Below are 24,797 nucleotides of genomic sequence, written 5' to 3'. Positions count from 1 at the left end.
TGTAGCGATTTCTAGATTATTTGGAAGTATCGCAGTTATGGCTTAGTAACATTAGCTCACGAAGTGCAACTGAGAACTTAGCAAAGTCATGACTTTGCGACGTCTTAAACTCAGTTAGCATTTGCTGCCAACGATGTAGTAAGCCTGCTTGCTTATCCATCCACTGTTCAATCTGTTCATTGATATCACTGTCATCACCAGCAAAGCTGTTTAACACAACCTCTGACAACGAACGCTGTTGCCAATCCAGCTCTTCACGATATGAAGCACGAGCAAGCGCCTGCCAATGGTTTGCAACAGGTTGAGCCGTAATTTGGTCAAGGAACCAATGTAGGCCCATGTTTGCACCGAGCGTGAAGTAGGTATTAGACACAACACCGATCTTACGACCTGAGCTATGTGCAACTTCCGCTAAGTCCATGACAGAGAACAAGCTTGAAAGCGATACGATACGCAGTGCAATTTCAGCTGGCACACCTTGAGATTCAAGGTCACGTGCTTTATCAACGATCTGCTCGCTTTCATTTGCAACCATGTAGTTGTGTAGATTTGCACTTAAATCTTTAAATGTTGGTGCAAAGAACGCGATGGTTTGCTCGATAGTTTGAGACTTGTCACGGTGACGCAAGAACCAACGCGTTGCACGGCGAACCGTACGACGTAATTGATATAGCATTTCCGTTTGAACTGCCGCTGGGATCTTATTATCTAGCGCAGAAATCGCTGACCACGTTTCCTTCATTTCAAAAATTGCACTTGCAATTGAGTAGCAAACCGCAATTTCTGCATCCGTTGCACCTGTCTCTTCGTGCATACGAACCATGAAGTTTAGACCCATGTCGTTAACGATATTGTTTGCAAGTTTCGTTGCAATGATCTCTTTACGGAGCGGGTGATTATCCATCGCAGCATTGAAGCGCTCGCGCAGCGGTGCTGGGAATGAGTTCACTAGCAACTGACGGTAGTATGGATTTTCTGAGATCTCATCAACAACTAATGTCTCTTTTAATACCATTTTAGAGTAAGAAACCAATACAGATAGCTCAGGACGCGTTAGGTCTTTACCTGCCGCCGCACGCTCTGCTAGCTCTTCATCAGTTGGTAAGAATTCGATTGCACGATTTAGCTTGCCGTCTTTTTCAAGTGCATGGATAAAGCGTACTTTCTCTTTCAGCGTCGCTGGACCTTTAGACTTAGTAACCGACAGCGTGTGCGTTTGACGGTAACAATCTTTCAGTACCAATTCTGATACTTCATCAGTCATTGAATACAGTAATTCGTTACGCTGCTTATTCGTCAATTCACCTTCAGCAACTAGGCCATTAAGTAGGATCTTGATATTAACTTCATTATCCGAACAGGCAACACCACCTACGTTGTCGATAAAGTCAGTGTTGATACGACCGCCGTTTGAAGCAAACTCAATACGACCCAGCTGAGTAGCACCTAAGTTACCACCTTCACCAAAGATCTTCGCACCAAGCTCACCACCGTTGATACGTAGCGCGTCGTTTGCACGGTCGCCTACTTCAGCGTCAGTTTCAGATTTAGACTTGATGTAAGTACCGATACCACCATTCCACAGTAAATCAACTGGCATCTTCAACAATGCTTTGATCAACTCGTTTGGTGTCATGCTCGATTTCTTAGTGCCTATCATCTTCTTCATTTCAGCGCTTAGCGTAATTGCTTTCGCTGCACGAGAGAAAATACCACCGCCCTCAGAAATTAGATCCTTATTATAATCTTCCCAGCTTGAACGTGGCAGATTAAATAGACGCTCACGCTCTACATACGAGCTTGCCGCATCTGGGTTTGGATCGATAAAGATGTGCATGTGGTTGAATGCCGCTTGTAAACGAATGTGCTTAGATAGCAGCATCCCGTTACCAAATACGTCACCACCCATGTCACCGATACCAACCGCTGTGAAATCAGTTGTTTGACAGTCAACGTCCATTTCACGGAAGTGACGCTTAACCGATTCCCAACCGCCTTTAGCAGTAATACCCATCTTCTTGTGGTCGTAACCAACCGAACCACCTGACGCGAAAGCGTCACCAAGCCAGAAGTTATAAGACTCAGCGATACCATTTGCGATATCAGAGAAAGTCGCAGTCCCTTTGTCCGCTGCAACAACTAGGTATGGGTCGTCTTCGTCGTGACGTACAACATCCACTGGTGGCACAATGTCACCATGTACGATGTTATCTGTGATGTCTAATAGACCACGGATGAAGATCTTGTAACACTCTTGGCCTTCTTTGAAGAACGCTTCACGTTCAGTTGGAAGTTGTTTACAAACAAAACCGCCTTTAGAACCCACAGGTACGATAACCGTATTCTTAACCTGCTGTGCTTTAACTAGGCCAAGTACTTCTGTGCGGAAATCTTCACGACGGTCTGACCAACGTAGACCACCACGAGCCACTTTACCGCCACGTAGGTGAACACCTTCTACGCGTGGAGAGTATACGAAGATTTCAAACGCTGGTAATGGCAATGGCATATCTGGCACTGCGCTTGGCTGGATCTTGAATGACGTGTACGACTTATTCGTGCCATCAGCTTCTTTTTGATAGAAGTTAGTACGCAGCGTTGCATTGATCATATCAACGTACAAACGAATGATACGGTCATCATCTAGATTCGCTACGTTTTCAAGCTCTAGATAGATAGCATCAACAACCTTCTGAAGTGCCTTTTCAGTGGCAACTTTCTTCGGTGCAAACTTCTTCACGAATAGATCAACGATCATCGCTGCAATGTGCGGGTAACGGTCAAATGTATTCTCGATGTAAGACTGCGAGAACGTCACACCAATTTGGCGCATGTATTTAGCATATGCACGCAGGATAGATGCTTCACGACCAGTTAGACCACCTAATAACACTAAACGGTTGAAACCATCGTTTTCTAGGCGGTTATTCCACACATTGGTCAATGCCGCACGGAAACGTGCTGATACTTTGTCAAAATCAGTGATCCCTTTGCTGTCGATAAGCATAGAGAAATCCATGATCCAGTTTACTTGACCATCAGTCGTCTTCACCGCGTATGGTGTTTCACCAATAACACGTAGGCCAAAGTTCTCAAGCATTGGCATCACGTCTGATAAGTGAATAGGCTCTGCTTTATGGAACAGGCTCAAACGAACAAGTTGTGACGTTGCTTCTTCCTGAGGTCTGTAGAACAGCATCTCAAGTTTGTTGTCATCATTTAGTTGCTCTAGCTTTTCGATGTCTACGACTGCTGCGCTTGGCAATACTTGGTCTTTATAAGCAGACTGGAAGGCATTCGTGTATTTACGGTTTAACTCGTTACCACGAGACTCACCCGTTCTTTCAAGAAGTGCAGATTGTAGCTTGTCTTCCCAAGTACGAGCGGCTTCTACCAAGTTATTTTCAATTTCTTTCACGTTGTAATCTATGTTGTTGTCATCAACACGCACGATGTAATGCGTACGCGCCAGTGTTGATTCAGAGAAAAAGGTGGTGAACTCTACTTTGTCGCTAGACTTAAATGCACGGCCTAGCAGTTGTTGAGTTTCACGGCGTAACGCAGTGTTGTATCGCTCTCTCGGCACATAAACCATACAAGAGAAGAAACGGCCATACACATCCTTACGCACAAATAAGCGACACATGTCACGCTCTTGAGTTTGTAGAACGCCCATTGCCACTTCAAGTAGCTCGCTTTCGCGTGCCTGTACTAACTCATCACGAGGATAGGTTTCAAGAATATTGAGAACCGCCTTGTATGCATGTGTGCCTTTAGCAAAGTCACATTGCTCCATGATGCGGTTAATTTTACTCTTAAGTACCGGAACATCTACCGCACTGTTGTTGTAGAAGCTAGAAGAGAACAAGCCAATGAAACGGTCTTCACCAATCACGTTACCTTCATCATCAAAACGCTTGATACCAACATAGTCGATATACGCGGGTCTATGAACGCGTGAAAGTGAATTTGTCTTGGTTAAGATCAACAAGTTGTTACTACGTGCTTCTTTGCGCGCAACTTCAGGCAATTCAGACAATAAACGACTGTGGTCATCACCTGAGTTTTTCATCAGGCCGAGACTTGTGCCTTCAACTGGCTTCAGTTCATAGTCACCTTGAACTGGAGTCAAATCATATTGGCGGTAGCCCATAAAGGTAAAGTTGTCGCTAACCAGCCAGTCTAAAAACTCGACGGCTTCAGCAACTTCTTCTTTTGAACAACTATAATGACGGGTCGGCAGCTCTTTACTTACGCTCACCAATTTATCGCGAATTGGTAGCCAATCAGCAACCGCAACAGAAACATCATTTAAGACAGATTCAAGCTCAGCTGTAAAATCAGCGATCACCGAATCATCTGTTTGCCTGTCGATTTCGATAAAAAATACGGTCTTAGTAGACGTAGATTCTTGTTCTGCTTTTAAGTTAGAAACCGCGGTGATTGCACCGGCATCGTTTCTTTGTAACTTAAGTGGAGAATGAAGTAATAGGTGAGAGACTATGTTTTTGCGATTCATCGCCATGCGCACTGAATCAACCAAAAACGGCATATCTTTAGCGATTATCTCGACAATTGTATGCGATGATTGCCATCCATCCTTTGCAACCTCAGGATTAAAAACGCGAATGACGGCATCGTCAGACTTGTTTTTATCAAGGGCATTCCAAAGGCTCAATGCTGCGCCGTATAAGTCACTGTCGTTACGATGTGCCAAATCCTCTTTAGACATATTGCTGTACAAGGTTTTGGCAAACGTTTCGACAAGTGACACTTTGTCAGCATGGACTTTTTTATGGATAAGCTTGCAGACGTTATCTAGGATAACAGAAGCTGTGCCTTCATTTTGTGTCATTATGTGTTCCTTAATCTATACCACCTTTGAACGGTAGATTATTTGTACAGCCATTTATTAGCGTGGAGTCAGGTAAATTCTAACCTTTCTGACGCTAATAAACAGCCTTTTTGACGAAAACATTTCAAGCTTTTCAGCTGTTTGCTCATCTATTCACAAAAAATAGATATAAATCGCCAATACCAAATAAAAAGGAGCACAATTATTCACATTATTTTTTCTGGTCAGACCAGATAAGCGTTCCAATTGCCGGTAAAAGCAGCACAGCACCCAGCATATTTACCAAGAACATGAAGGTTAAAAGGATACCCATATCAACCTGGAACTTAAGCGCAGAGAAAATCCATGTGCTTACGCCAATCGCCAATGTGATACCAGTAAACAGTACCGCACTGCCTCGTTCAGCAAGCGCATTTCGATAGGCAACCGACAACGGCATACCTTGCTTAAGCTGTCCCATCATAGAGGATAGAATATAAATGCCGTAATCGACACCTATTCCCACACCCAAAGCAATTACCGGTAGCGTCGATACCGTTAAACCGATTTCAAGCTGTACCATAAGCGCCTGAGCCAGCGTTGATACCACATATAAAGGTAGTACCACTGCGATAGTCGCTCGCACGCTCCTAAAGCTCGCGAGGCACAGCAGGAGCACCGCGCCGTACACGTAGATCATCATAGGAACCTGCGCCTCGGAAACGGATTCATTTGTTGCCGCCATCACACCGATTGGACCTGATGCTAATTTAAAGGCAACGTCATCAGTTCCCTCTTCTTCTGAGAACGCTTTGATTTTTGCAATCACATGGTCGATAGATTCGGCCTTATGATCTGCCATAAAGATGATAATAGGCATCACCGAACAATCACCGTTAAGTAACCCTGAGCTGGTCTCTACTCGAGAGGTAGCTTGAACTAGAGAAGCGGTATTTCTTGGTAACGTCTGCCACTTTAAGTTACCTTCGTTGTACCCAGCATTAACCGCTTGTGCAACGGAGCTTAAAGAAACAGCCGATTGTACACTCGGTAAGTTTTCTACTCGCCATTGGAAACGACTAATACGCTCCATTGTATCGTGCTCGGTACAAGCCGCAGGTGTCGCTTCGACAATGACCTTTAAGATATCAGAAGAAATGGCATAACGGTCTGAGATAAGGAAAGTGTCTTGGTTGTATCTGGCATCTTCATGTAGCGCCGGTGCACCAGCATGTAAATCACCAATACGCATTTTTTCAGATTGCCAGTAGCCAAATGCGAACAATACTGCACTGATAAGTAAAATCACTCTGGCCACTTTTTTGTCTGTGGTTTTCACCAAGGCCTCTCGCATTGCCTCAAACATACCATGGCTGGCGTTTTTACCATCACCAAGTCGCTTAATATTTGCAGACTCAAAGAACGATGCCATTACAGGAAGCAGTACCAAGTTGGTAAAGATAATAACTGCAACCCCTAAACTGGCAGTAATAGCAAGTTCACGAATAATGCCGATGTCGATTGCCAGTAAAGTTAAGAAGCCAACGGTGTCCGAAAGTAGAGCAATGCCACCTGGGATAAGTAATGCTTTAAAGCTCGCTTCAGCAGCCACTTTGCAGCTTACCCCTTCCGCTACTTTTTTACCTATCGCGTTGATCATTTGCACACCGTGACTCACGCCAATGGCGAAGACTAAGAAAGGCACCAAAATAGACATGGGATCAACACCAAAACCCAAAGTACTGAGTAAGCCCATCTGCCAAATCACAGCAATAAATGAACAAACAATCGGAAGCAGCGTAAGCTTAAAGCTCTTACAGAACATCCAGACCATAATAAAGGTAAAAGCAATTGCTAACGCAAAGAAAAGCACTACACCTTTCGCACCATCAGCAATGTCACCGGCCATTTTCGCAAAGCCAATAATATGTATGCTCACTTTGTCAGTGCTAAGAGGCGCTCGGATCTCAGACTCTAATTTTTGCGCAAAGGCTAAGGTATCAAGCTTTTCTTGAGTTTGCGGATCGGTTTCCATTAGCTGAGCGGTTACCATGGCACAAGAATAATCGCTTGCAACCATACGACCCACAACTTTTGCTTTTTCAATGTTCTGCTTTACAACCGCTAGGCCTTGTTCAGTAGGTTGAAAATTAGCGGGAATAATAGGTCCACCGGCAAAGCCGTCCTCTACCACCTCAACGAATCTCGCACTGGGTGCAAAGATTGAATTCACCAGTGGACGATTAACACCTGGGATAAAATAGAGCTGATCATGCACCGCTTTTAGCTGAGTGAAAAATGGCTCATTAAAGATGTCACCATCTTTATCACAAACAGAAATAAGAATACTATTTGCACCACCAAACTGTTTTTCGTGCTTCAAGTAAACTTTCATGTATTCATGATTTAGTGGAATATTTTTGTTAAATGAAGCATCGAGCTGAATTTGCGTGGCTTTGAAGCCCAAAAATATCGTCGTCAGTACGAAAAAAGATACGACGGTAAGACGATGCCTAAAGATGGCGTATACCAATTGATTTAAAAACGCTTGCATTAGTTGTTCACCTCTACCTCAGCAATCCCCTGCTCCGTAGCTAGAATTAGCTGATTCTTTTTAACCACACCTGCTAAAATAGAGTGGCCGGTTTTTAGTTGTTTTGAGGTTAGCTTACCTGCTTTCAACGTGAATATTACGCCGCTGTTAGCAAACATATAGGTCACATTATCTTTGTGGGCAATACTATTTATTGTCGCCGTTTTTTGAGTATCAAGTTGAACTACTTGCTGAGCATTACCAATAAATGCGTTACCCCTAAGGCCCGCAACAATAAGTTGCTTATCTGAGGTTTGATCAACAGCAAAAAATGAACCGCGATAAAAAGGCTCAAATTTTTGCCATGTTTTTCCTAAGTCATCGCTTTGTGCCACAAGTCCCATTTCACCGGCAAGGTACATCATGCCTTCGGCGATCAACAGGCGATTAAAATGGGGAAGAATAAACGCCGTTTCTTGTTCGTATGCCGCGGGGTCTTGCTCTTTTAAATCGGCTAAGTAGTCGACATCATCGGGGTGAACAAATTCACTGATAAAACGTTTTGTCCAAGACTCACCACCATCAGTGGTTTCAAAAAACATGCCATAAGCGCCCACAGCAAAGCCGTGTTGTTGGTCAATAAACTCAATATCAAGACAAGGCTTTTCCAATGTTGGTAGATATTGTTTTAGCGCCCATGTTTTACCACCGTCTGTGGTTTTGATTATGCTAGCGTCGTGGCCACAAGCCCAACCAATATCTTTGCCTTTGAATGTCACAGAGGTCAACAGTGATTGAATTGGCACCTCTGCCTGCGTCCAGTTTTGCCCTTCTTGTTTAATAATTATTGTGCCGTGTTTACCTACCGCAATTAACGCATCACCGTTATCTGTAATATCCGTGAAAAGCGTTTGTTCTGGGTGAGCGACCATCAGGGCTGATTGTGCTGAAATCTGATCACTACTTTCGGCTACTGCTACATGCGCCATAGTTAAAATCGAGGCTGCTACTAACTTCTTCATCATGAGAAAACACTCGAGTTGTGAGAGGAAAGGAGGAAGAAGGCTGAAGCGAGGTTGCTTCAGCCTGATAATATTTGATTAACGGCGACCCTCACGGCGCAGCGCACCCTGAGTAAACTCGTTATCGTTGAAAGACTGACTGAAGTCATACATGTCTTCTTCGTTATCTAACCCAATCGCAAGGTAGCGACGAGAGTTTAGATCATGATAGACATCCAACGTACTCCAATGCGTCGGCACTTCGTAGTAATTAAGACCATGTGCCATCGCGACGCGATACATCTGATCACGGTTATCATAGATATCCGTTACGTGGATTTGCCAGCTATCTTCATCAATATAGAACACACGCTTTTTGTAAATATGACGAGTACCTTCTTTCAGGTTAGCTTCAACTACCCATACGCGGTGCTTTTCATATCGTACATGCTCTGGGTTGATATGACCGGCCATCAAGATGTCATCATACTTCAGCTTGTCGCTATGTAGCTTGTAACTGTTGTAAGGGATATACATCTCTTTTTTGCCAACAAGTTTCCAATCATACCGGTTTGGAGAGCCGTTAAACATATCAAAGTCATCTGTTGTACGTAAGCTATCTGACGCAGTTCCTGGTGCATCATATGCAACGTTTGGCGCACGTCTTACACGACGCTGGCCTGCGTTATAGGTCCAAGCCTGACGAGGTGTCAAAATTTGGTCCATGGTTTCATGTACAAGCAATGCAGTTCCAGCAAGACGTGCAGGTTCTGTCACTTGCTGCTTAAACTTAAACAAGATATTTGACTCTTGCAACGCTTCAGGCGTTGCATCTGTTGCAGAGTACTTAACCAGTAATTGCTCATCGAAACCGATAATGTTGTAAGCACCTGACTCCGTGGGCATCGCTTGACCGCCGTAACGTGCAATCGACAAGCCACGGAAACGCAATAGGTGGTTCCAGATAGCTTCTAAGCCATCTTTCGGCACCGGAAACGGAATACCGATAGCGGTATTTTTAATGCCGTTACCACCTTCGATCAGCTCTGCTGTAGATGCGTATTTCTTTGTTGCATCATACACAAACTGCGGATAAGACGCGCTGCGTCTAGTTGGGTAAATGTTCATTTTGAACGTTTCAGGATACGTTTCAAATAGCGCAATTTGACCAGGGCTTAACAATGACTTGTATTTATCTAAATTCGATTTATCAATTGTGAACAATACTTTGTCATCAGCAAACGGATCTGGATGGTGCATGCCCACTTCATAACCAGCTGGAGGCGCGGTGATCCCACCATTCCAAGCCGGAATACTGCCATCAGCATTACCCGCTTTCTCTGCACCGATAGGCGTCAAATCTTTACCTAAACGTGCAACTTCGTCAGCGCTCATCTTAGCCATAGCGCTGCTGGCAGACAGCATTGTAATTATTGTTGCTGCGATAAATGTAGGTTTTCTAAACATATCGAAAGCCCTTAAATTGAATACTTAATGTTGAATGAGATGAAATCACGGTCCGCAAAGGTATTCGTCTTACCACCACCCCAAAACGTGTTATAGCCAAAATCAAATGACCACGAATTTAGGTAGTTAAAGTTAAGATTAATGCCTAGCGATTTACGATCCTCAATGAATAAGAACATAGGATCCGGGGTGATACCGTTAACATCATGTGAGAACACTACGCGTGGAGAAAAATTCACACCACTGAATAGGTTGTTATACTCACCCTTTGCAATAAGGCGATAGCCCCATGCAGAAGCCGATGGGAATGGGTTGGTTTCTGGACCATTTGAAACCGCTTGGTGGATAAGATTGTAATCTCGGCCAGAAAGCCCCTCAATCGTGCCACTTCGGCCAGTACCTGAAACATTCAAACGAAGCTCATCGTACTCTGGCATGTCTTTAATAGTAACTGCGCCTACTTCACCAACCACAGCCCAACTATCTGCACCGAGCGATGGGCCGAACAAATGTGTTGCTGTAAACTGTGCTTGAATAGTGTCTCGCAAGATATAACCTTGCGCCACTTCACCAGGACCCACAAAAGCGATATCGTCCCCTTGACTAAGCTGAGATAAACCAGCCAAATCATCACGCAGACCCGCAGCGGCTAACTGCTCAACCATACCTGCGTAAAGTAGCTCAACGTCATCTATCTGTAGTGGCTCATCTTGTCTATATGCCACTTCACCAGCAAATGCGGTTTCACCGATCGCGGTATTAAAACTCAAACCATACAGTTTGATGTCTTCTGGGTAGGTAATTTGCGCTTGAGTAAAGGCATTTAAGTTAGTGACATTGTCTGCGGTAATTTGATTTTGTGCGATGTAAGCTAAATCAGCCATGATCGCTTGCTCTGTAAAGTTAGAAGCTTTACCAGAAATCAGAGGTCTACGGCTGTGGTAATTAATGTAATACAAACCAAATTCAGTGTCGTTTAGCTCTGGAGAGAAAATACCTAAGCGTAAACCGTACTGACCACCATCATCAGGTTCGCTCTTACCGTTATTCCCTTTTCCTTTAAGCGCCACTTTAGTCGGATAAGCCATATACATGGACGCTGCAGCGCTGCCAACTGCTTGTGCTGTTGGTACTACACCTTGAGCAACCAATGCAGCCGTTGCATCAGCATATAAGCTGTTTAATGCATCCGTTAGGTGATACAGATCAATATCAGGGTTTGAGGTAAAACCAAGCTGAACGTTTTGCATATAACCGTTTTCAGATGCAAAATCATTGGTTGAGAAGTAACTACCTGTTGCTGGCAATCTGGTTTCATGCCATTGATACTGATAAAAGCCTTCAAGGTTAACGTTTTCAGACAAACCAATCGACGCCCAAAGCATACCGACAGGGATAAAGGCTTCTTTTACTTCAGAGCCTGGTGCTTTCAAACGGTCAATATCCACCGGGTTGACGTTAATGCCATGGGAAATAAGCGTACTTTCACCCCAGTTAACGACTTGCTGACCTAAACGCACGGAGAGCGGGTTTTTACCATCATTGAGGTCAAAATCCGCCCAAACAAATGCATCTAGCAAGCGTAAATCCGAACAGACTTGTTTTCTGGTATCGTCGTCTTCACACGGGTCAACTTTTTTGCCTGAAACAGGGTTGCTATACGCAAAATCCCCATCTTCCATTGCAAAGTCGTAGAAATACATGAAACGAGTGAACAAACCATAGTTATCTTTGGTAATTGCTAAATCATGGGTACCTTTTAACAACTGAGAGAAAGTATCTCCAGAGTCAAAATTTAGGTTACCAGCATCACCATTATTTGAATAGGCACCCTGTTGTGACCAGATTTGTGACGAAGAATAGATGGTATTGCCAGTGGTTGCTTTATAACCATCCCAGTTAAACTGTGGATGATTACTTTTACCGATGAAATCAAAGTTACGATCTTCAACGCGAATGCTTTGACCATAAGAAAAAGTCGAATCGAAGGTAATTTCGAAATCACCAACCTCAAAACTGGCCGCGTGTACTGACGTGGCGGCAGCTCCCATTACTGCCGCACTAAGACCGAGCATGATTTTGTTTTTCACAAAGAGCGATCTTTTTATCATTATTTCTCCCCCTTTTGGCGGGTCATGTCTAGAGCTTAAGCTCTTAGAGTTATTGTTTTTTGTTGTCTAAACGATAGAAGCGAAACCGCGAAAATACAAATACTGCTCCACTAAATCAACGCTTTTTCGCCTCTAGGGGCGTATTTTACTCTTGGTAAGACGTCCTACCAGATAATTTATAACACGTATTTCAAGCTTATAACAAACTCATTTAACAAAAATAAAATATGTTTTGCAGTTACACTTCGATTAAGTGACTTTTTCTAACGATAGAAACTTATTGCTATCATCCAAGATGAGACGAAATCTCCCCCTGATCCCAATTGATGAAATAAAGGGGCGAATACGCTCTGCGGGGAAGCGAATACTCTTCCCCCCATCTTCAATCACTTGCACTGAAGTATAGTGCCCGTAGTAGTAACCGAGGCACTTGTCATAGCTCAAATTCATGTAAAAGAAGTACTCTTTCATCTACTGCGCTAGCGCCTTCTCTACCTTCTCATATAAGTCGTCGCTCAAGCCTTCTAAGTTTGCCAAACGGCTCAACTGCGCACGCATCAGCTGTTGGCGCGTTTCATCATAACGCTTCCATGACATGAACGGCGTGATCATACGTGACGCATTTTGTGGATTGATGTTGTTTAGCTCCACTAATAAGTCTCCCAATAGCGCATAGCCCTTGCCATCTGTACGATGGAATTGCGCGGGGTTACTTCTTGCGAAGCTTCCTATCAATGCGCGAACACGGTTAGGATTGCCTTTGTCAAAACAAGGGTGCGCATAAAGCGCATTTATATTCGATATCACCTCATCATTAGATAAGCTTGCACTTAATGCAAACCATTTATCCATGACTAGACTATCGTGACGCCATTGACTATCGAATTGACTGAACAAGCTTTCCATCTTTGTGTGCTGCGCGGCGACGGCTGCTTTTAATGATGCCAACTTAGTAGTCATATTGCTTGAAGAAAATTGATTATCTAGCGCGCTCTCAACACTATCGGAATCTGTTTTCGCTAAGTAATAAAGCGCTTTATTTTTAAAGGCTCTGATCGCGACATCCTTTGCTTCTAATGAGCCTGAGTCTTGCAAAGACAAATAAGCGTGTTCAAACACCGATTGCAGTGATTGCGCAATTTGCATTTCAAATGCATCGGAAATTGAAACGAGTTTGTCTACTGGGATAATTTCAAATTGACTAGCTAGCGTATCAAACGTTGGTAAAGTCAATAACTCGGCCAATAGCGCAAGGTCTCCATCTAATGTTTCCACCAATGCGGACAACGCATCGAGGACTTTTGGATCCAGTTTGAAATCGCCTGACGTAACCGCTCGTTTAACTTCGATCATAAAGATTTGCTGCACTGCTTCCCAACGAGCGTAATCACTACGCGCAAAACGCAATATGTGTAGTAACTCATCAATGGTATAGCTGTACTCCATAAGCACAGGCGCTGAGAAATCTTCTAGTAATACAGGAACGGGTTTACTTACAACTTGCTCAAACTCAAACCGCTGTTCAAATTCAGTAATATCTAACGCTCGTTGTATTTCTCCGTGCTTTGTTAGCAACGGAATGCTTTCACCTTGCTCATCCAAAAGCTCTAGCTTAAAAGGAATATGCAGTGGCGCTTTTACGGGGTCGCAATCAGCATGGCTTTGGCTCACCGTAATTGCATATGTTTGCGCCCGTTTGTCATACTCGGTAGCCACTTTTACTCTTGGCGTGCCGAATTGCTCGTACCATAGTTTAAATTGCGTTAAATCAACACCAGAAGCATCCATCATTGCATTAACGAAATCATCGCACGTCACTGCTTGTCCGTCATGACGCTCAAAGTAGAGTTTCATCCCTTTTTGGAAGTTTGCTTCCCCCAATAAGGTATGCATCATGCGGATCACTTCAGCGCCTTTGTTATAAACAGTTACGGTATAGAAGTTATTCATTTCAATAACTTGCTGAGGCCTTATCGGATGTGCCATTGGCCCCGCGTCTTCTGCAAACTGATGTGTACGCATCGCCATTACTGCGTCGATTCGGTTGAGGCCTCGAGAACCTAGATCGCTGCTAAACTCCTGATCTCTAAATACAGTTAGGCCTTCTTTTAAACTAAGCTGAAACCAATCACGGCAAGTAACCCGGTTTCCAGTCCAGTTATGGAAGTATTCATGTCCAACTATCGACTCAATGGTGTGAAAGTCTCGGTCTGTCGCAGTCTCTTGGCTTGCCAACACACAGGCACTATTAAAAACATTTAGTCCCTTGTTTTCCATTGCCCCCATATTGAAAAAATCAACCGCGACAATCATGTATATATCGAGATCGTATTCCAAATCGAACCTTGACTCATCCCACTCCATGGCCTTTTTTAATGACGTCATAGCATGGGGAGCTTTATGTAAATTGCCTTTATCAACAAATAACGCCAACTTCACTTCTCTACCCGATTTAGTGCTGTAATTATCTTCTAATACGTCAAAATCGCCGGCAACTAAGGCAAACAAATAGCTTGGTTTTTTGTGCGGATCGTGCCATTTTGCAAAATGTCTGCCGTCACTTAAGCTCCCTTCTTCAACTTTATTGCCATTTGATAATAAGTAACGATACTTTGACTCACCGATGATCGTCACCGTATAAGTTGTCAGTACATCAGGTCTATCCATAAAGTAGGTGATTTTTCTAAAACCTTCCGCTTCACATTGCGTACAGTAAGCACCATCAGAGAGGTATAAACCTTCAAGTGAGGTGTTTGTTTGCGGCGAAATTTTAGTGACAATTTTGAGCTCAAAGGCCTTTGGCAAGTTAGAAAGAATCAATTCAGAGTCAGATTTTTCAAGGCTTTGCCACTCTTCACCATTTACCTGACAAGATACTAACTCTAAGTCGACACCATCTAATATTAATTGTGTCGCATTGCCCACCGCGACAAACTGACTGACGGCAGTCACTATGGTATTTCTTGGGCTTAACTCAAAGGTCAAGCACAGCGTATCAACAGTATGGCTTGGTGCAAGGTAATCTTTAAGAAATTTGGCTTGTGGTTTTTGAGTCATATATATTCCTTACAAAAACGCCCCAAAAAGGGGCGAGTGATAAAACAAATTTGATATCGCCAATTCTAAGGATAGGCGTTTAATTTCTATTTGACCTGTTGGAAAAGGCCTGAGCAAGATTGCAAATGCACTATTTTATGCACGGCCTGCTGTCTCATTTGGTTCTTCTGCGTTTACCGTAGGTGGCGTAATCTTAAGGATCTTGATACCAAGATACGCGTAGATGACCGCCAGCACAGGATTGATCAAGTTAAAGAATGCGTACATGGCATAATCAAACGGATTGATCAGTAGTACGCTCTGCATATATGCGCCGCAGGTGTTCCAAGGGATCAGTGGACTAGTGATTGTGCCACCGTCTTCCAGCGTACGAGAGAGGTTTACACTCTTCAAACCGCGCTTTTTGTATTCTTCTTTGAACATACGACCAGGAACAACAATCGCGATGTACTGATCCGCGGCAACTAGATTTGTACCAATACAAGTTGCAATAGTCGAGGCAATTAGTGAGCCCGTGCTTTTTGCAATTTTAAGAATGCTGCGTACAAAGACATCAAGTAAGCCAGTTTTTTCCATAATGGCACCAAACATCAATGCCGTCATCACCAGCCAAGTTGTCGTTAGCATTGATGACATGCCACCGCCACTTAACAAGTCGTCCATTTTTGCATCGCCTGTTTGCAATGCAAAACCATCAAAGAAAGTCGCCCACACCAATTTCACATAGCCCACTAACTCGCCTTGGCTAGCATCAATTTGACTTGCAATAAGATCACCTTGGAACAGCACTGCCCATATCGCCCCTATCACCGCGCCGATTGAAATCGCCGGAAAAGCAGGCATTTTCTTGATAGCAAGCCCAAGCAGCACCAACAAAGGAACTAGCATTAACAGGTTAATGTTGAAATTAGTTTGTAGTATCGAAACAATTTCATCTATTCGCCCCGCTTCACTTGACGCTTCAGCATTGAAGCCCATGACAATAAATATAATAAGTGCGATTACAAAGCTAGGTACTGTGGTCCAAAGCATATGTTGAATATGATCAAATAAATCACTACCGGCAACTGCAGGCGCTAAGTTTGTGGTTTCAGATAATGGACTTAACTTATCGCCAAAATAGGCACCTGAAATGACTGCACCTGCGGTTACGACTTGATCTAAGCCAAGCCCTGTAGCCACACCTAGTAGAGCGACACCTATGGTTGCGGCCGTCGTCCATGAGCTACCTATACTCATCGCAACAATCCCACAAATCAAACAACTCGCGGCATAAAACCAACTTGGATTGATAATTTGTAGTCCGTAATAAATCAGTGTGGGAACGGTACCAGACAGCAGCCAAGTACCTATTAGGGCACCTACCATCAATAAAATGATAATGGCACCAAGAGAGATAGTGATCCCCTTTATCATCGCTTCTTCAAGCGTCTTCCACGTAAAACCATTTTTTAGGCCGACGAGCGCCGCAGTGAATGTTGCAAAAAGCAAGGCTATTTGGTTTGGACCTGATGATGAACTGTCACCATAGAGGTACACCGCAGCACCGAGCAAAGCGACCAACAAAGTGATCGGAATAAGAGCGTCAATAAATGACGGCTGTTTTTGTTGTTTCAAAAGGAATACTCCTACGCACGACGACCCATGCTTATAATTATTTTATTTGCAGTATACCGTTTTGAGCCGTTTTGAGTAGCTAGGTTGCCAGTGGTCGAGCCACGCACCATTCTCAAAAAGCCTCAAAAGAGTATCAGCTTAGAAAATCTGGCAGATGATAACAAAATTTGTAAAGTAAAAGTAAGTGTAAAAGGCATAATAAAAGGCGCTTGAAGCGCCTTTTATTACTTATTAACTTCGTTTTTGGCTATCCGCCCGTATGAAATTAGGTCCTGCGTGATAAGCGCAGCCTCTTCAAGGTAAGGGTCTAACTCCGAAATAATCTCTGGTGCATCATCCAAATCTTTAACCGGTTCTAAACCGAGACGTTTCAACCTTTCATTAGTACGTTTCAATACCAGATCATCGCGTTCTTCACGCTCCTTGATACGTTCGGCTTCAACTAATGAAATCGCCTTATCATCTTTGCGCGCTTTGTATTCTTCAATATCTTTATAAATATATTCGAATTCAGGCTCTGCTTTTACTCGCTCATCATGGCGCTTACTCAAGTATTGAATAGTTGGCGACAAGTTATCTAGACTCGCATATTTTGCACGAACAATACTATCCCAAGGCAGTGCATTATCTTCTTGGCTCTCTCCCCACTCTTCCGGGTTGATTGCCGAAGGTAGCAAGATATCAGGGATCACGCCTTTATGTTGCGTACTGCCACCGTCGATACGGTAAAACTTCGCAATAGTGTAAGTTACACTCCCCAAAGGGTTTTCGAATAAATCGTAATTTTTACCGAGACCACGATGTTGTTGCACAGTGCCTTTACCAAAGGTTTGCTCACCAATCACCACTGCTCGGCCATAATCTTGCATCGCCGCAGCAAAAATCTCGGATGCCGATGCACTGTAGCGGTCAACCAAAACAGTCAAAGGTCCATCGTAGAAGGTAATGCCATCTCTATCTTGTTGGCTTTCAACCCGGTTATAAGCGGTATGGATCTGAACAACTGGGCCTTGGTCAAAGAATAGACCGGATAGCTGGGTCGCTTCGTAAAGTGAGCCACCACCATTTTGGCGAAGATCAATGATAACACCATCTACTTTGGCTTCTTTAAGTTTCGCGATTTCAGTTTTTACATCTTGAGAAAGATTATTGTAGAAACTCGGGATTTCTATCACACCTATTTTGCTTTGTAGCTCAGAATATTTGGCTTCAAAGACAGAAGACTTAACTGCGCGGTCTTCCAATTTTACTTTGTCACGAACAATTTCAACGATTTTAGGCGTACCGTGACTATCAGTACCTTTAAGGTATTGAAGTCGAACCTTGGTCCCCTTAGGGCCTTTGATGAGATCGACCACATCATCTAAACGCCAGCCGATAACATCTACAAATTCTTTATCATCTTGTGCTACGCCGATGATTTTGTCGTCCGGCTTAAGCTTTTCGGTTTTGTCCGCAGGGCCGCCAGGAACTAAACTCCGGATCACGGTGTAATCTTCATCGTAACTTAATACCGCACCAATCCCTTCCAGCTCTAAGTCCATATCCATTTTGAACTGTTCGGCTCGGCGTGGCGAGAGATAAGAAGTGTGCGCTTCAATACTGCGTGCAAACGCATTCATGATTACTTGAAATGCATCTTCACTGTTCGTTTGGACTAGGCGTTTTTGCGCGTTTTTATAGCGCTTGGTAAGAACTTCTTTGATCTCTTCCCAATTTTTGCCAGTCAACTTTAAGCGCAGCGCATCAGATTTAACACGCTGGCGCCAATATTCGTCAAGTTCGCTTGTCGCGGTTGCATAACTTTGCTCTTCTCTATCAAAAATGAACTCATCTTTTTTGTCAAAGTTCATTTCTTTGTCGAGTAAGCCAATGGCAAAATCATAGCGCTCAAAGCGACGCTTCATGCTTAGATTAAACATATCATAAGCAAAGCCCAGTTTTCCTGAGATCAATGCATCATCAAATTGCTTACGATATTGTTGAAAACTATCGATATCCGACTGTAGAAGCAAAGACTTATTAAAGTCGATGGCTTCTACGTAACGATCGAAAATTTTATCCGATAAGCTGTCATCAAAGCTGAAGCGTTTGTAGTGTTGTCGAGTAAATAGGTTAGTCACTCGTTTACTAGCCGTTGTGTGTTGCGCTTCAGGTTTAAGAACCGGCAAGTCCTTAATAGTGACTGTGCTTGTTGAGGCTAAAGTAACACTCGATACGAACGCGGCGACTAGGGAAATGAGTGGTAACTTTTTACTCATATACAACTCCTTACTGGATATATAGGCTATCTGCTTTAGTTTTAACTTGCATTCCTGTCACAAGCTCTACGTGCACTTCATCATTTTTGACTTCAGTGATAGTAGCGTTAACAAGCGCTTGACCAAGTTTAACTTTAACTTTGTTATTAACCTTGACCTGTTCAGCCGGTAAAGGTTCAACTTTACCACTACGCTTTGGTTTGACTTCAGCAGGTTTACTACTCATTTTAGGGCGTTTTTGGTCTTGACGATCCCTAGAGTGAGGTTTCTTTTTGTAAGATTTTGTTTCGCCATCGCGATTGTTTGGACGCTGTGGCTTTTTACGCTTAGCCATTTTTGCACGGCTCTCGGCCAATGCTTTTTCTGCGTGTTCAACGTGCTCTTGTTCAACCTTCTCAGCTTGATTGCCGTCTAGGTCTACACGAAACTCGTTCTTAGTGACTGCTTCGAGATAACGCCAGTTTGAAGTGTATTTACGAAGTGCTTGACGAACTTGAGTTTTACTGACTTTGTCAGACCCCTCAATACGCTCAGCGATATCTTTGAAAATACCAACCTTTAATGGCTTAATCCCTTCCTTTTGCTTGAAGCAGTTAGGAAATTCTGAAAATAAGAAGTCTAATACTTCATTTGTGTCTTTTAGCTTGTTTGTGGTTTCCATTTTTAAACCTATTAATTACATCTGCTCATCGAGCGACGAGTTTATATAGTGTGTAACCCAGTCAATTAGCTCTTCTATATCTGCTTCAAGAAGCGCTAAATCACCGCGAAGATGTTCCCAAATACCTTCTATGAGCCTATCTATTGTGTCACAGTCTAAATCTTCGGGAAGCAAATCCCATGCGTGATGAATAAGTTCATTTAAGCGTTCTGCAACAACTTCTTCTTCGCCTTCCCAATCACCAACATCGGCGTAGGAAAACAAATAATCTTGTACCTGAAGCATATCTTTCATTAAAGCGTTTCCTCAAACGCTTTAACTAACGCTTCTAATCCGATCTTATCCTGCTCGTCAAATCTTGCCAGACTAGGACTGTCAATGTCTAGCACGGCAATCACTTTATTATCTTTAAAAACAGGGATCACAATTTCTGAATTTGATGCTGCATCGCAAGCGATGTGGCCAGCAAACGCATGAACATCCTCAACCAATTGCGTTTCACAAGTTGCAGCGGCTGTACCACACACCCCTTTACCAACAGGAATTCGAATGCAGGCTGGGTTGCCTTGGAATGGCCCAAGAACCAACTCTTCAGCGCTATCCATAAGATAAAAGCCTGCCCAGTTGATATCTTCAAGAGTTGTAAATAAAAGCGCACTCAAGTTTGCCATATTGGCAATCACATTGTGTTCACCACTAATTAGCCCTTGAGCTTGTTTAACTAAAGTCTGATAAAAGTCTTGCTTTTGCATTACCATCAAATTCACGAATTGAACGACAAAAGCTAAAGGTACTCTTTCGGAGAAATAATTAAAACCTTTTCGACTGAAAAAGTATTAATTATCTGTAAAACTGACACTGCTCGGTTAATTATCACTCAGTTTTACGATAACCTGCCCGTAAACCAAACAAGAATAGCCCCGCGGCGAGCATTGACATTAAGGCGTTAACAATAAAACCGACACCCGATTGTGCAGCGAAAAGATAGCTAAATACCGCACCACCAAGTAAGCCCAGTGTTAACAGACCACCATATTGCACCTTGTTGTACCTAAACATAAGGATATATCCGGGAACAACGAAAAGGCACATTGCAAGACCAACGATGTATGCGTTAGAAATTGCGCTAAGTAGTAAGTTAAAGAACATTTCACTGCGACCGAGTGTAAAACTGTAGTAAATTCCAAGCACGCCACCCACGATTAACGGTGATAGTAAAGAGAACCCTACTCCTTTGCCAACTTGTTTCATATTCAACACTCTCTACACTGATTATTCATTCAACACTACTGAGTATTGTGCAAGCAGTGCCTCTGCACTAGCCGACTTTGGTCTAATAAGTATTTTTATCAAGAGAATACTGGTGAAATCGCAAGGCGGGAGATTTTTGATATCAGAAACAAAAAAGCCCTCAAATTTGAGGGCTTTAAATGTGGCGGAGAGATAGGGATTTGAACCCTAGATACGCTATTAACGTATGCCGGTTTTCAAGACCGGTGCTTTCAACCACTCAGCCATCTCTCCAAAACCTACAATCCACGCTTACGAGCATGAATCTAAAATAAGTGGCGGAGAGATAGGGATTTGAACCCTAGATACGCTATTAACGTATGCCGGTTTTCAAGACCGGTGCTTTCAACCACTCAGCCATCTCTCCGCAGCGGGGCGAATAATAGAGAATCCCTATGCGCTTGTGAAGCTTTTTTTTCAATTATTTGATCGTTTGCGTAAAATTTGGCTCAATCGTCTAAGAACCAGTCAAAATTATGCGTATTTTTGATATTTCAGCGAACTTTTGAAAATATTCAAAGTCTTACGTATTGAGTAACTATTACCGTAGAGACCCAATTAACGACAGATATTGATCCAGAAATCATTGCCCCAACATATAACAATTGATACTCTTATCTCAGTTATTTTTGGGATCAGCATGTTTTATTAAGGAGCTTGAATCATGGCATTCAATCATTCATACAACACTGCAAAACCTGTCATGTCGACAATGGAAACAAACAAAGTGTTGAAAAACACTTACTTCCTATTGGCAATGACATTAGCGTTCAGTGCAGTAACAGCCGCAATTTCAATGACAATGGCATTACCAGCGTTTACCGGTATTGTTTGTTCATTAGTTGCATTTGGTTTGCTATTTGTTATCGGTAAAAAAGCAAACTCATCTTCTGCTATCGGTCTTGTATTCTTATTTACTGGTATTTTAGGTTTCGGCCTTGGGCCTATGCTTAATCACTATGCTGCACTACCAAATGGTGGCATGTTGATAGCACAAGCACTTGGCACAACAGCGCTAATTTTCTTCGGTTTATCAGCTTATGCACTAACTACGAAAAAAGACTTCTCGTTTATGGGTGGCTTTTTAACGGTTGGTTTAATCGTGGTTATTATCTCAAGCCTAGTAAACTTGTTCATTGGATCAAGCATCGCGTTCATGGCAATTAACGCGGCAGTCGTTTTATTAATGTCTGGCTTTATCCTTTACGATACAAGCCGCATCATCAACGGCGGCGAGACAAACTACGTGCTTGCGACTGTGAGCTTGTATTTAAGTATTTATAACTTATTCACCAGTATCCTTGCCCTTTTAGGCGCGTCGGATGACTAACTCAGAATTTCTGATAAAATAAGCCCCATTACGGGGCTTTTTTATGAGTAAAATTTGAGTCAAATAGCCATATCAGTGCACTTTGGCGTAGCTGCACAGTCAAAGTTAACTTTACTAGAACGGTATGTCGATGCCGCTATTAAAAGTGACCATCAAATCGCGTGTATCTTTCTATACCAAGATGGTGTTTATCACGCCAGTCAAAATATCATACACGCATCCGACGAATTGCAAGTCAACGCGATTTGGCAACGCATCAAAGATAAAGGGATCCCCCTGTTGTTGTGTGTCACAGCAGCAGAAAAACGCGGCGTTAGCATCGAAGACGTTAGCCCTTTCACCGTTGCAGGCCTTGCGGAGTTTGCCATGATCTCGAGTAAGTCTGATAAGTGGATGCAGTTTAAATGAGTAAAAACGTGTTAATTATTTCTCAAACCAGTCCATTTGACCAAAATAGTCTGAAAGAAGCGCTCGATGTCGCACTAATCTATGCAGCGATTGATCAACAAGTAAGTTGGCTTTTTACCGGTTCTGCTGTGCTATCGCTCCAGAAAACCCTCAATGCTCCACTACTGGGTTTAAAAGACATGTTTAAGCAATTAAAAACTCTGGAAATTTATGATGTCGAGCGGGTTTATGCCTGTCAGTCAGCGATGGAGGAGTTTAACATATCGCCACACTCCCTTGCTGTTGATACTGAAATCAAAAATCAACATGAAATCCTTGCGTTAATCAAACAACATGACTTTGTGGTGACACTATGAGTACGCTACATATTATTTCTAGTATCGAAGCATGCGATCAGCTGCAGTTTGTATCCCATCACGACACAATTTTATTATGTAATGATGGCTGCTTTGGGCAAACGCGTATCTCAGCTGGAGATGCAAATGTGGTGATGCTGCAAACTTGCGCCAGTGCCAGAGGCATTGTCCCAGAGGCCGGAGTAGAGCTTATCTCTGACAAAGATTGGGTTGAGCTGACCATTACGATGAACAATTCAATTACTTGGTAATCATCATGCTAGAATTTAACAACCAAACTATCGAGACTGATAAACAAGGCTATTTGCTAGACCATACTCAATGGTCTAAAGACTTAGCACCGCTTCTAGCCGCAGAGGAAAACATTGAGCTTTCAGATGCTCACTGGGAAGTCATTGAGTTTGTGAGAAGTTTTTATCTCGAATACAACACCAGCCCCGCGATCCGTATGCTGGTAAAGGCAATGGCTAAAGCACTAGGTGAGGATAAAGGTAATAGCATCTATTTATATAAGTTATTTCCAAAAGGCCCAGCTAAACAAGCAACAAAAATAGCAGGATTGCCAAAACCCGCCAAGTGTATTTAGGACGGGACAAACCGAATTAAAAAAGGCCTCAAATGAGGCCCTGTATAAAAACGTTACTTCGTATACGCTCTAGGCATATCAGAATCTGTTGTATATCTGTCTCTTAGTTTATCGTGGCGTGACTCAGTAGACACTTCCTCACCATTGATCCAGATTTTATCGATTGTGGTGCTAAATTCGAAAGGATCCGCACTCCACATTACGATGTCTGCACGTTTACCAGCTTCAATCACACCGCCATCAATGCCCAGTGCTTTCGCGGGGTTAGCGGTAACCGCCTTAAGTGCGCCTTCATGACTCATGCCATTTGCTACAGCAATACCCGCATCAAAGCGTAGCTGGTAGACGTTATGACTACCGTCACCACCAATTGACAGGATGACATTGACACCCGCTTTCTCAAGCTTACCTGCGTTATCTAGACTTGCATGCATTGAGTCAAAGCTAGCTGGTAGATTTGATACCGCACTCAAAATAACAGGTACTTTCGCCTCAGCTAATTGCTCAGCGACCACTACCGCATCATCTGCACCCTGAATAATCAGATCTAAACCAAACTTTTCTTTTAGCTTAATCGCTTCAAGAATATCCGACGCTCTTGAAAGCGTTGCAATCACAGGCATATCACCCGCAAGCACTTGAGTTAACACTTGTTCTTCTGAACTCGGTTTTCCCTCGTCTTTTTTGTCTTTCTTAGCAAGCTTTTCTTGCTGTGCCTCAAGCTTTTTAACAACGTTATCTAACGCTTTTGCACGAGACCCTTTGCTTTTGGCACCCAGATGAATAATTAACGCTGTTTGCTTGTCAGTCACACTGTTAAATTCACCAGATAAGTCAACAACAAAACCAAGCCCTGCAAACTCACTTTTACCACCCCAAGGTGCGACAAAGTTTTGCGTTACACCGCCTTTTCTTGCATAGGCAATTAAGCTACTACGTGGATTAAATGCGGTGCTTGCGTCAAAGTCTACGCCGGCATCGTCATCACCAGCATCACGAGAAGCAGCAACAGCACCGACTTCAACTAAACCAAGCTGGTTCATTGAGCCGATAAAGCCTGGAGTGACAACCTTACCGCTGGCGTCAATCGTTACATCAGCAGTCACGTTATCTGGGTTAATCGCTTTTATTTTACCGTTCTCGATAACTAAAGTCGCACCTTCAAGTACGCCCGCATCTGTCGCGGTATGGATCGTTGCATTAGTAATTGCGGTAACATTGGCAAAAGCTACAGAGTGAGCTAGCAATGCGCTAGTGATCATGGTTAGTTTCATGGTTTTCATCT

General features: G+C 43.1%; 19 protein-coding genes and 2 tRNA genes. 5 read left to right on the top strand and 16 right to left on the bottom strand.

The features are described 5' to 3' along the window. Positions 1 to 16: 16 nt before the first annotated feature. The 15 genes from EXT47_RS07720 to EXT47_RS07650 form a co-directional block, all read right to left on the bottom strand. Positions 17 to 4,855 (bottom strand): NAD-glutamate dehydrogenase, encoded by a 4,839-nt coding sequence (locus EXT47_RS07720; RefSeq protein ID WP_039495730.1) that lies wholly within the window; start codon positions 4,853 to 4,855, stop codon positions 17 to 19. Between the two features lie 211 nt (positions 4,856 to 5,066). Continuing rightward, positions 5,067 to 7,388, bottom strand: coding sequence for an RND family transporter (locus EXT47_RS07715; RefSeq protein WP_039495728.1), 2,322 nt, complete (start codon positions 7,386 to 7,388; stop codon positions 5,067 to 5,069). Continuing rightward, positions 7,388 to 8,389, bottom strand: coding sequence for a YCF48-related protein (locus tag EXT47_RS07710; protein ID WP_233525248.1), 1,002 nt, complete (start codon positions 8,387 to 8,389; stop codon positions 7,388 to 7,390). The genes EXT47_RS07715 and EXT47_RS07710 overlap by 1 nt, the downstream gene beginning before the upstream one ends. Before the next feature lie 78 nt (positions 8,390 to 8,467). Beyond that, positions 8,468 to 9,835 carry a DUF1329 domain-containing protein gene (locus tag EXT47_RS07705; protein ID WP_039495726.1) on the bottom strand — a complete coding sequence of 456 codons (1,368 nt, stop codon included), beginning with the start codon at positions 9,833 to 9,835 and terminating at the stop codon, positions 8,468 to 8,470. Between the two features lie 11 nt (positions 9,836 to 9,846). Further along, positions 9,847 to 11,946: a DUF1302 domain-containing protein gene (locus tag EXT47_RS07700; protein WP_010604629.1), complete on the bottom strand. Its 2,100-nt coding sequence runs from the start codon at positions 11,944 to 11,946 to the stop codon at positions 9,847 to 9,849. Between the two features lie 249 nt (positions 11,947 to 12,195). After that, positions 12,196 to 12,417 carry a DUF2835 domain-containing protein gene (locus tag EXT47_RS07695; protein ID WP_130126231.1) on the bottom strand — a complete coding sequence of 74 codons (222 nt, stop codon included), beginning with the start codon at positions 12,415 to 12,417 and terminating at the stop codon, positions 12,196 to 12,198. Continuing rightward, positions 12,418 to 15,003: an aminopeptidase N gene (pepN, locus tag EXT47_RS07690; RefSeq protein WP_130126230.1), complete on the bottom strand. Its 2,586-nt coding sequence runs from the start codon at positions 15,001 to 15,003 to the stop codon at positions 12,418 to 12,420. It lies immediately after the preceding gene. Between the two features lie 135 nt (positions 15,004 to 15,138). Next, positions 15,139 to 16,620, bottom strand: a complete 1,482-nt coding sequence (gene nhaC, locus EXT47_RS07685) for a Na+/H+ antiporter NhaC (protein WP_039495721.1) — start codon at positions 16,618 to 16,620, stop codon at positions 15,139 to 15,141. Between the two features lie 224 nt (positions 16,621 to 16,844). Further along, entirely contained in the window at positions 16,845 to 18,881 is a 2,037-nt protein-coding gene (gene prc, locus EXT47_RS07680; RefSeq protein ID WP_130126229.1) for a carboxy terminal-processing peptidase, read from the bottom strand. A gap of 10 nt (positions 18,882 to 18,891) precedes the next feature. Next, positions 18,892 to 19,542 carry an RNA chaperone ProQ gene (gene proQ, locus EXT47_RS07675; RefSeq protein WP_039495719.1) on the bottom strand — a complete coding sequence of 217 codons (651 nt, stop codon included), beginning with the start codon at positions 19,540 to 19,542 and terminating at the stop codon, positions 18,892 to 18,894. Positions 19,543 to 19,557: 15 nt separating this feature from the next. Continuing rightward, entirely contained in the window at positions 19,558 to 19,836 is a 279-nt protein-coding gene (locus EXT47_RS07670) for a hypothetical protein (RefSeq protein WP_010371557.1), read from the bottom strand. Continuing rightward, a complete protein-coding gene (locus EXT47_RS07665; protein WP_010371559.1) occupies positions 19,836 to 20,294 on the bottom strand; it encodes a GAF domain-containing protein in 459 nt (152 codons plus the stop codon). The genes EXT47_RS07670 and EXT47_RS07665 overlap by 1 nt, the downstream gene beginning before the upstream one ends. A 121-nt stretch (positions 20,295 to 20,415) precedes the next feature. Further along, positions 20,416 to 20,793 carry a hypothetical protein gene (locus EXT47_RS07660; RefSeq protein ID WP_039495717.1) on the bottom strand — a complete coding sequence of 126 codons (378 nt, stop codon included), beginning with the start codon at positions 20,791 to 20,793 and terminating at the stop codon, positions 20,416 to 20,418. A 182-nt stretch (positions 20,794 to 20,975) separates the two neighbouring features. After that, positions 20,976 to 21,066, bottom strand: a tRNA-Ser gene (locus tag EXT47_RS07655). Positions 21,067 to 21,108: 42 nt separating this feature from the next. Further along, positions 21,109 to 21,199 (bottom strand) — tRNA-Ser (locus tag EXT47_RS07650). Between the two features lie 297 nt (positions 21,200 to 21,496). Between EXT47_RS07650 and EXT47_RS07645 the strand changes: the two genes are divergently transcribed. The 5 genes from EXT47_RS07645 to EXT47_RS07625 are packed head-to-tail and all read left to right on the top strand — an operon-like array spanning position 21,497 to position 23,512. Then, positions 21,497 to 22,162, top strand: coding sequence for a Bax inhibitor-1/YccA family protein (locus EXT47_RS07645; protein WP_010604622.1), 666 nt, complete (start codon positions 21,497 to 21,499; stop codon positions 22,160 to 22,162). Between the two features lie 54 nt (positions 22,163 to 22,216). Continuing rightward, complete coding sequence (gene tusD / locus EXT47_RS07640) at positions 22,217 to 22,570, top strand: sulfurtransferase complex subunit TusD (protein ID WP_039495716.1); 354 nt, start codon at positions 22,217 to 22,219, stop codon at positions 22,568 to 22,570. Then, on the top strand, positions 22,567 to 22,926 hold the full coding sequence (locus EXT47_RS07635; protein ID WP_045989039.1) for a DsrE family protein: 360 nt from the start codon (positions 22,567 to 22,569) through the stop codon (positions 22,924 to 22,926). The genes tusD and EXT47_RS07635 overlap by 4 nt, the downstream gene beginning before the upstream one ends. Continuing rightward, the gene (locus tag EXT47_RS07630) at positions 22,923 to 23,177 is read left to right on the top strand and encodes a DsrH/TusB family sulfur metabolism protein (RefSeq protein ID WP_039495714.1); all 255 of its coding nucleotides are present in this window, start codon (positions 22,923 to 22,925) and stop codon (positions 23,175 to 23,177) included. The genes EXT47_RS07635 and EXT47_RS07630 overlap by 4 nt, the downstream gene beginning before the upstream one ends. A 5-nt stretch (positions 23,178 to 23,182) precedes the next feature. Then, complete coding sequence (locus tag EXT47_RS07625; protein WP_039495713.1) at positions 23,183 to 23,512, top strand: TusE/DsrC/DsvC family sulfur relay protein; 330 nt, start codon at positions 23,183 to 23,185, stop codon at positions 23,510 to 23,512. A gap of 53 nt (positions 23,513 to 23,565) precedes the next feature. Here EXT47_RS07625 and EXT47_RS07620 read toward each other — a convergent pair whose 3' ends face one another. Beyond that, the gene (locus EXT47_RS07620; protein WP_039495711.1) at positions 23,566 to 24,795 is read right to left on the bottom strand and encodes an amidohydrolase family protein; all 1,230 of its coding nucleotides are present in this window, start codon (positions 24,793 to 24,795) and stop codon (positions 23,566 to 23,568) included. Positions 24,796 to 24,797 lie beyond the last annotated feature (2 nt).

Origin of the sequence: Pseudoalteromonas sp. CO342X (assembly GCF_004208915.1) — a bacterium.
Taxonomy (GTDB): Bacteria; Pseudomonadota; Gammaproteobacteria; order Enterobacterales; family Alteromonadaceae; genus Pseudoalteromonas; species Pseudoalteromonas maricaloris.
This window is presented reverse-complemented; position numbering and strand designations above follow the sequence as displayed.

Bases quoted from the DNA above. Each gene is read 5' to 3' on its own strand.
- EXT47_RS07645 (WP_010604622.1), top strand. From the start codon at position 21,497: ATGGCATTCAATCATTCATACAACACTGCAAAACCTGTCATGTCGACA.
- EXT47_RS07695 (WP_130126231.1), bottom strand. From the start codon at position 12,417: ATGAAAGAGTACTTCTTTTACATGAATTTGAGCTATGACAAGTGCCTC.
- EXT47_RS07630 (WP_039495714.1), top strand. From the start codon at position 22,923: ATGAGTACGCTACATATTATTTCTAGTATCGAAGCATGCGATCAGCTG.
- EXT47_RS07670 (WP_010371557.1), bottom strand. From the start codon at position 19,836: ATGAAAGATATGCTTCAGGTACAAGATTATTTGTTTTCCTACGCCGAT.
- EXT47_RS07710 (WP_233525248.1), bottom strand. From the start codon at position 8,389: ATGAAGAAGTTAGTAGCAGCCTCGATTTTAACTATGGCGCATGTAGCA.
- EXT47_RS07625 (WP_039495713.1), top strand. From the start codon at position 23,183: ATGCTAGAATTTAACAACCAAACTATCGAGACTGATAAACAAGGCTAT.
- pepN (WP_130126230.1), bottom strand. From the start codon at position 15,003: ATGACTCAAAAACCACAAGCCAAATTTCTTAAAGATTACCTTGCACCA.
- EXT47_RS07715 (WP_039495728.1), bottom strand. From the start codon at position 7,388: ATGCAAGCGTTTTTAAATCAATTGGTATACGCCATCTTTAGGCATCGT.
- EXT47_RS07720 (WP_039495730.1), bottom strand. From the start codon at position 4,855: ATGACACAAAATGAAGGCACAGCTTCTGTTATCCTAGATAACGTCTGC.
- EXT47_RS07665 (WP_010371559.1), bottom strand. From the start codon at position 20,294: ATGCAAAAGCAAGACTTTTATCAGACTTTAGTTAAACAAGCTCAAGGG.
- proQ (WP_039495719.1), bottom strand. From the start codon at position 19,542: ATGGAAACCACAAACAAGCTAAAAGACACAAATGAAGTATTAGACTTC.
- prc (WP_130126229.1), bottom strand. From the start codon at position 18,881: ATGAGTAAAAAGTTACCACTCATTTCCCTAGTCGCCGCGTTCGTATCG.
- EXT47_RS07705 (WP_039495726.1), bottom strand. From the start codon at position 9,835: ATGTTTAGAAAACCTACATTTATCGCAGCAACAATAATTACAATGCTG.
- EXT47_RS07620 (WP_039495711.1), bottom strand. From the start codon at position 24,795: ATGAAAACCATGAAACTAACCATGATCACTAGCGCATTGCTAGCTCAC.
- EXT47_RS07635 (WP_045989039.1), top strand. From the start codon at position 22,567: ATGAGTAAAAACGTGTTAATTATTTCTCAAACCAGTCCATTTGACCAA.
- EXT47_RS07700 (WP_010604629.1), bottom strand. From the start codon at position 11,946: ATGATAAAAAGATCGCTCTTTGTGAAAAACAAAATCATGCTCGGTCTT.
- EXT47_RS07660 (WP_039495717.1), bottom strand. From the start codon at position 20,793: ATGAAACAAGTTGGCAAAGGAGTAGGGTTCTCTTTACTATCACCGTTA.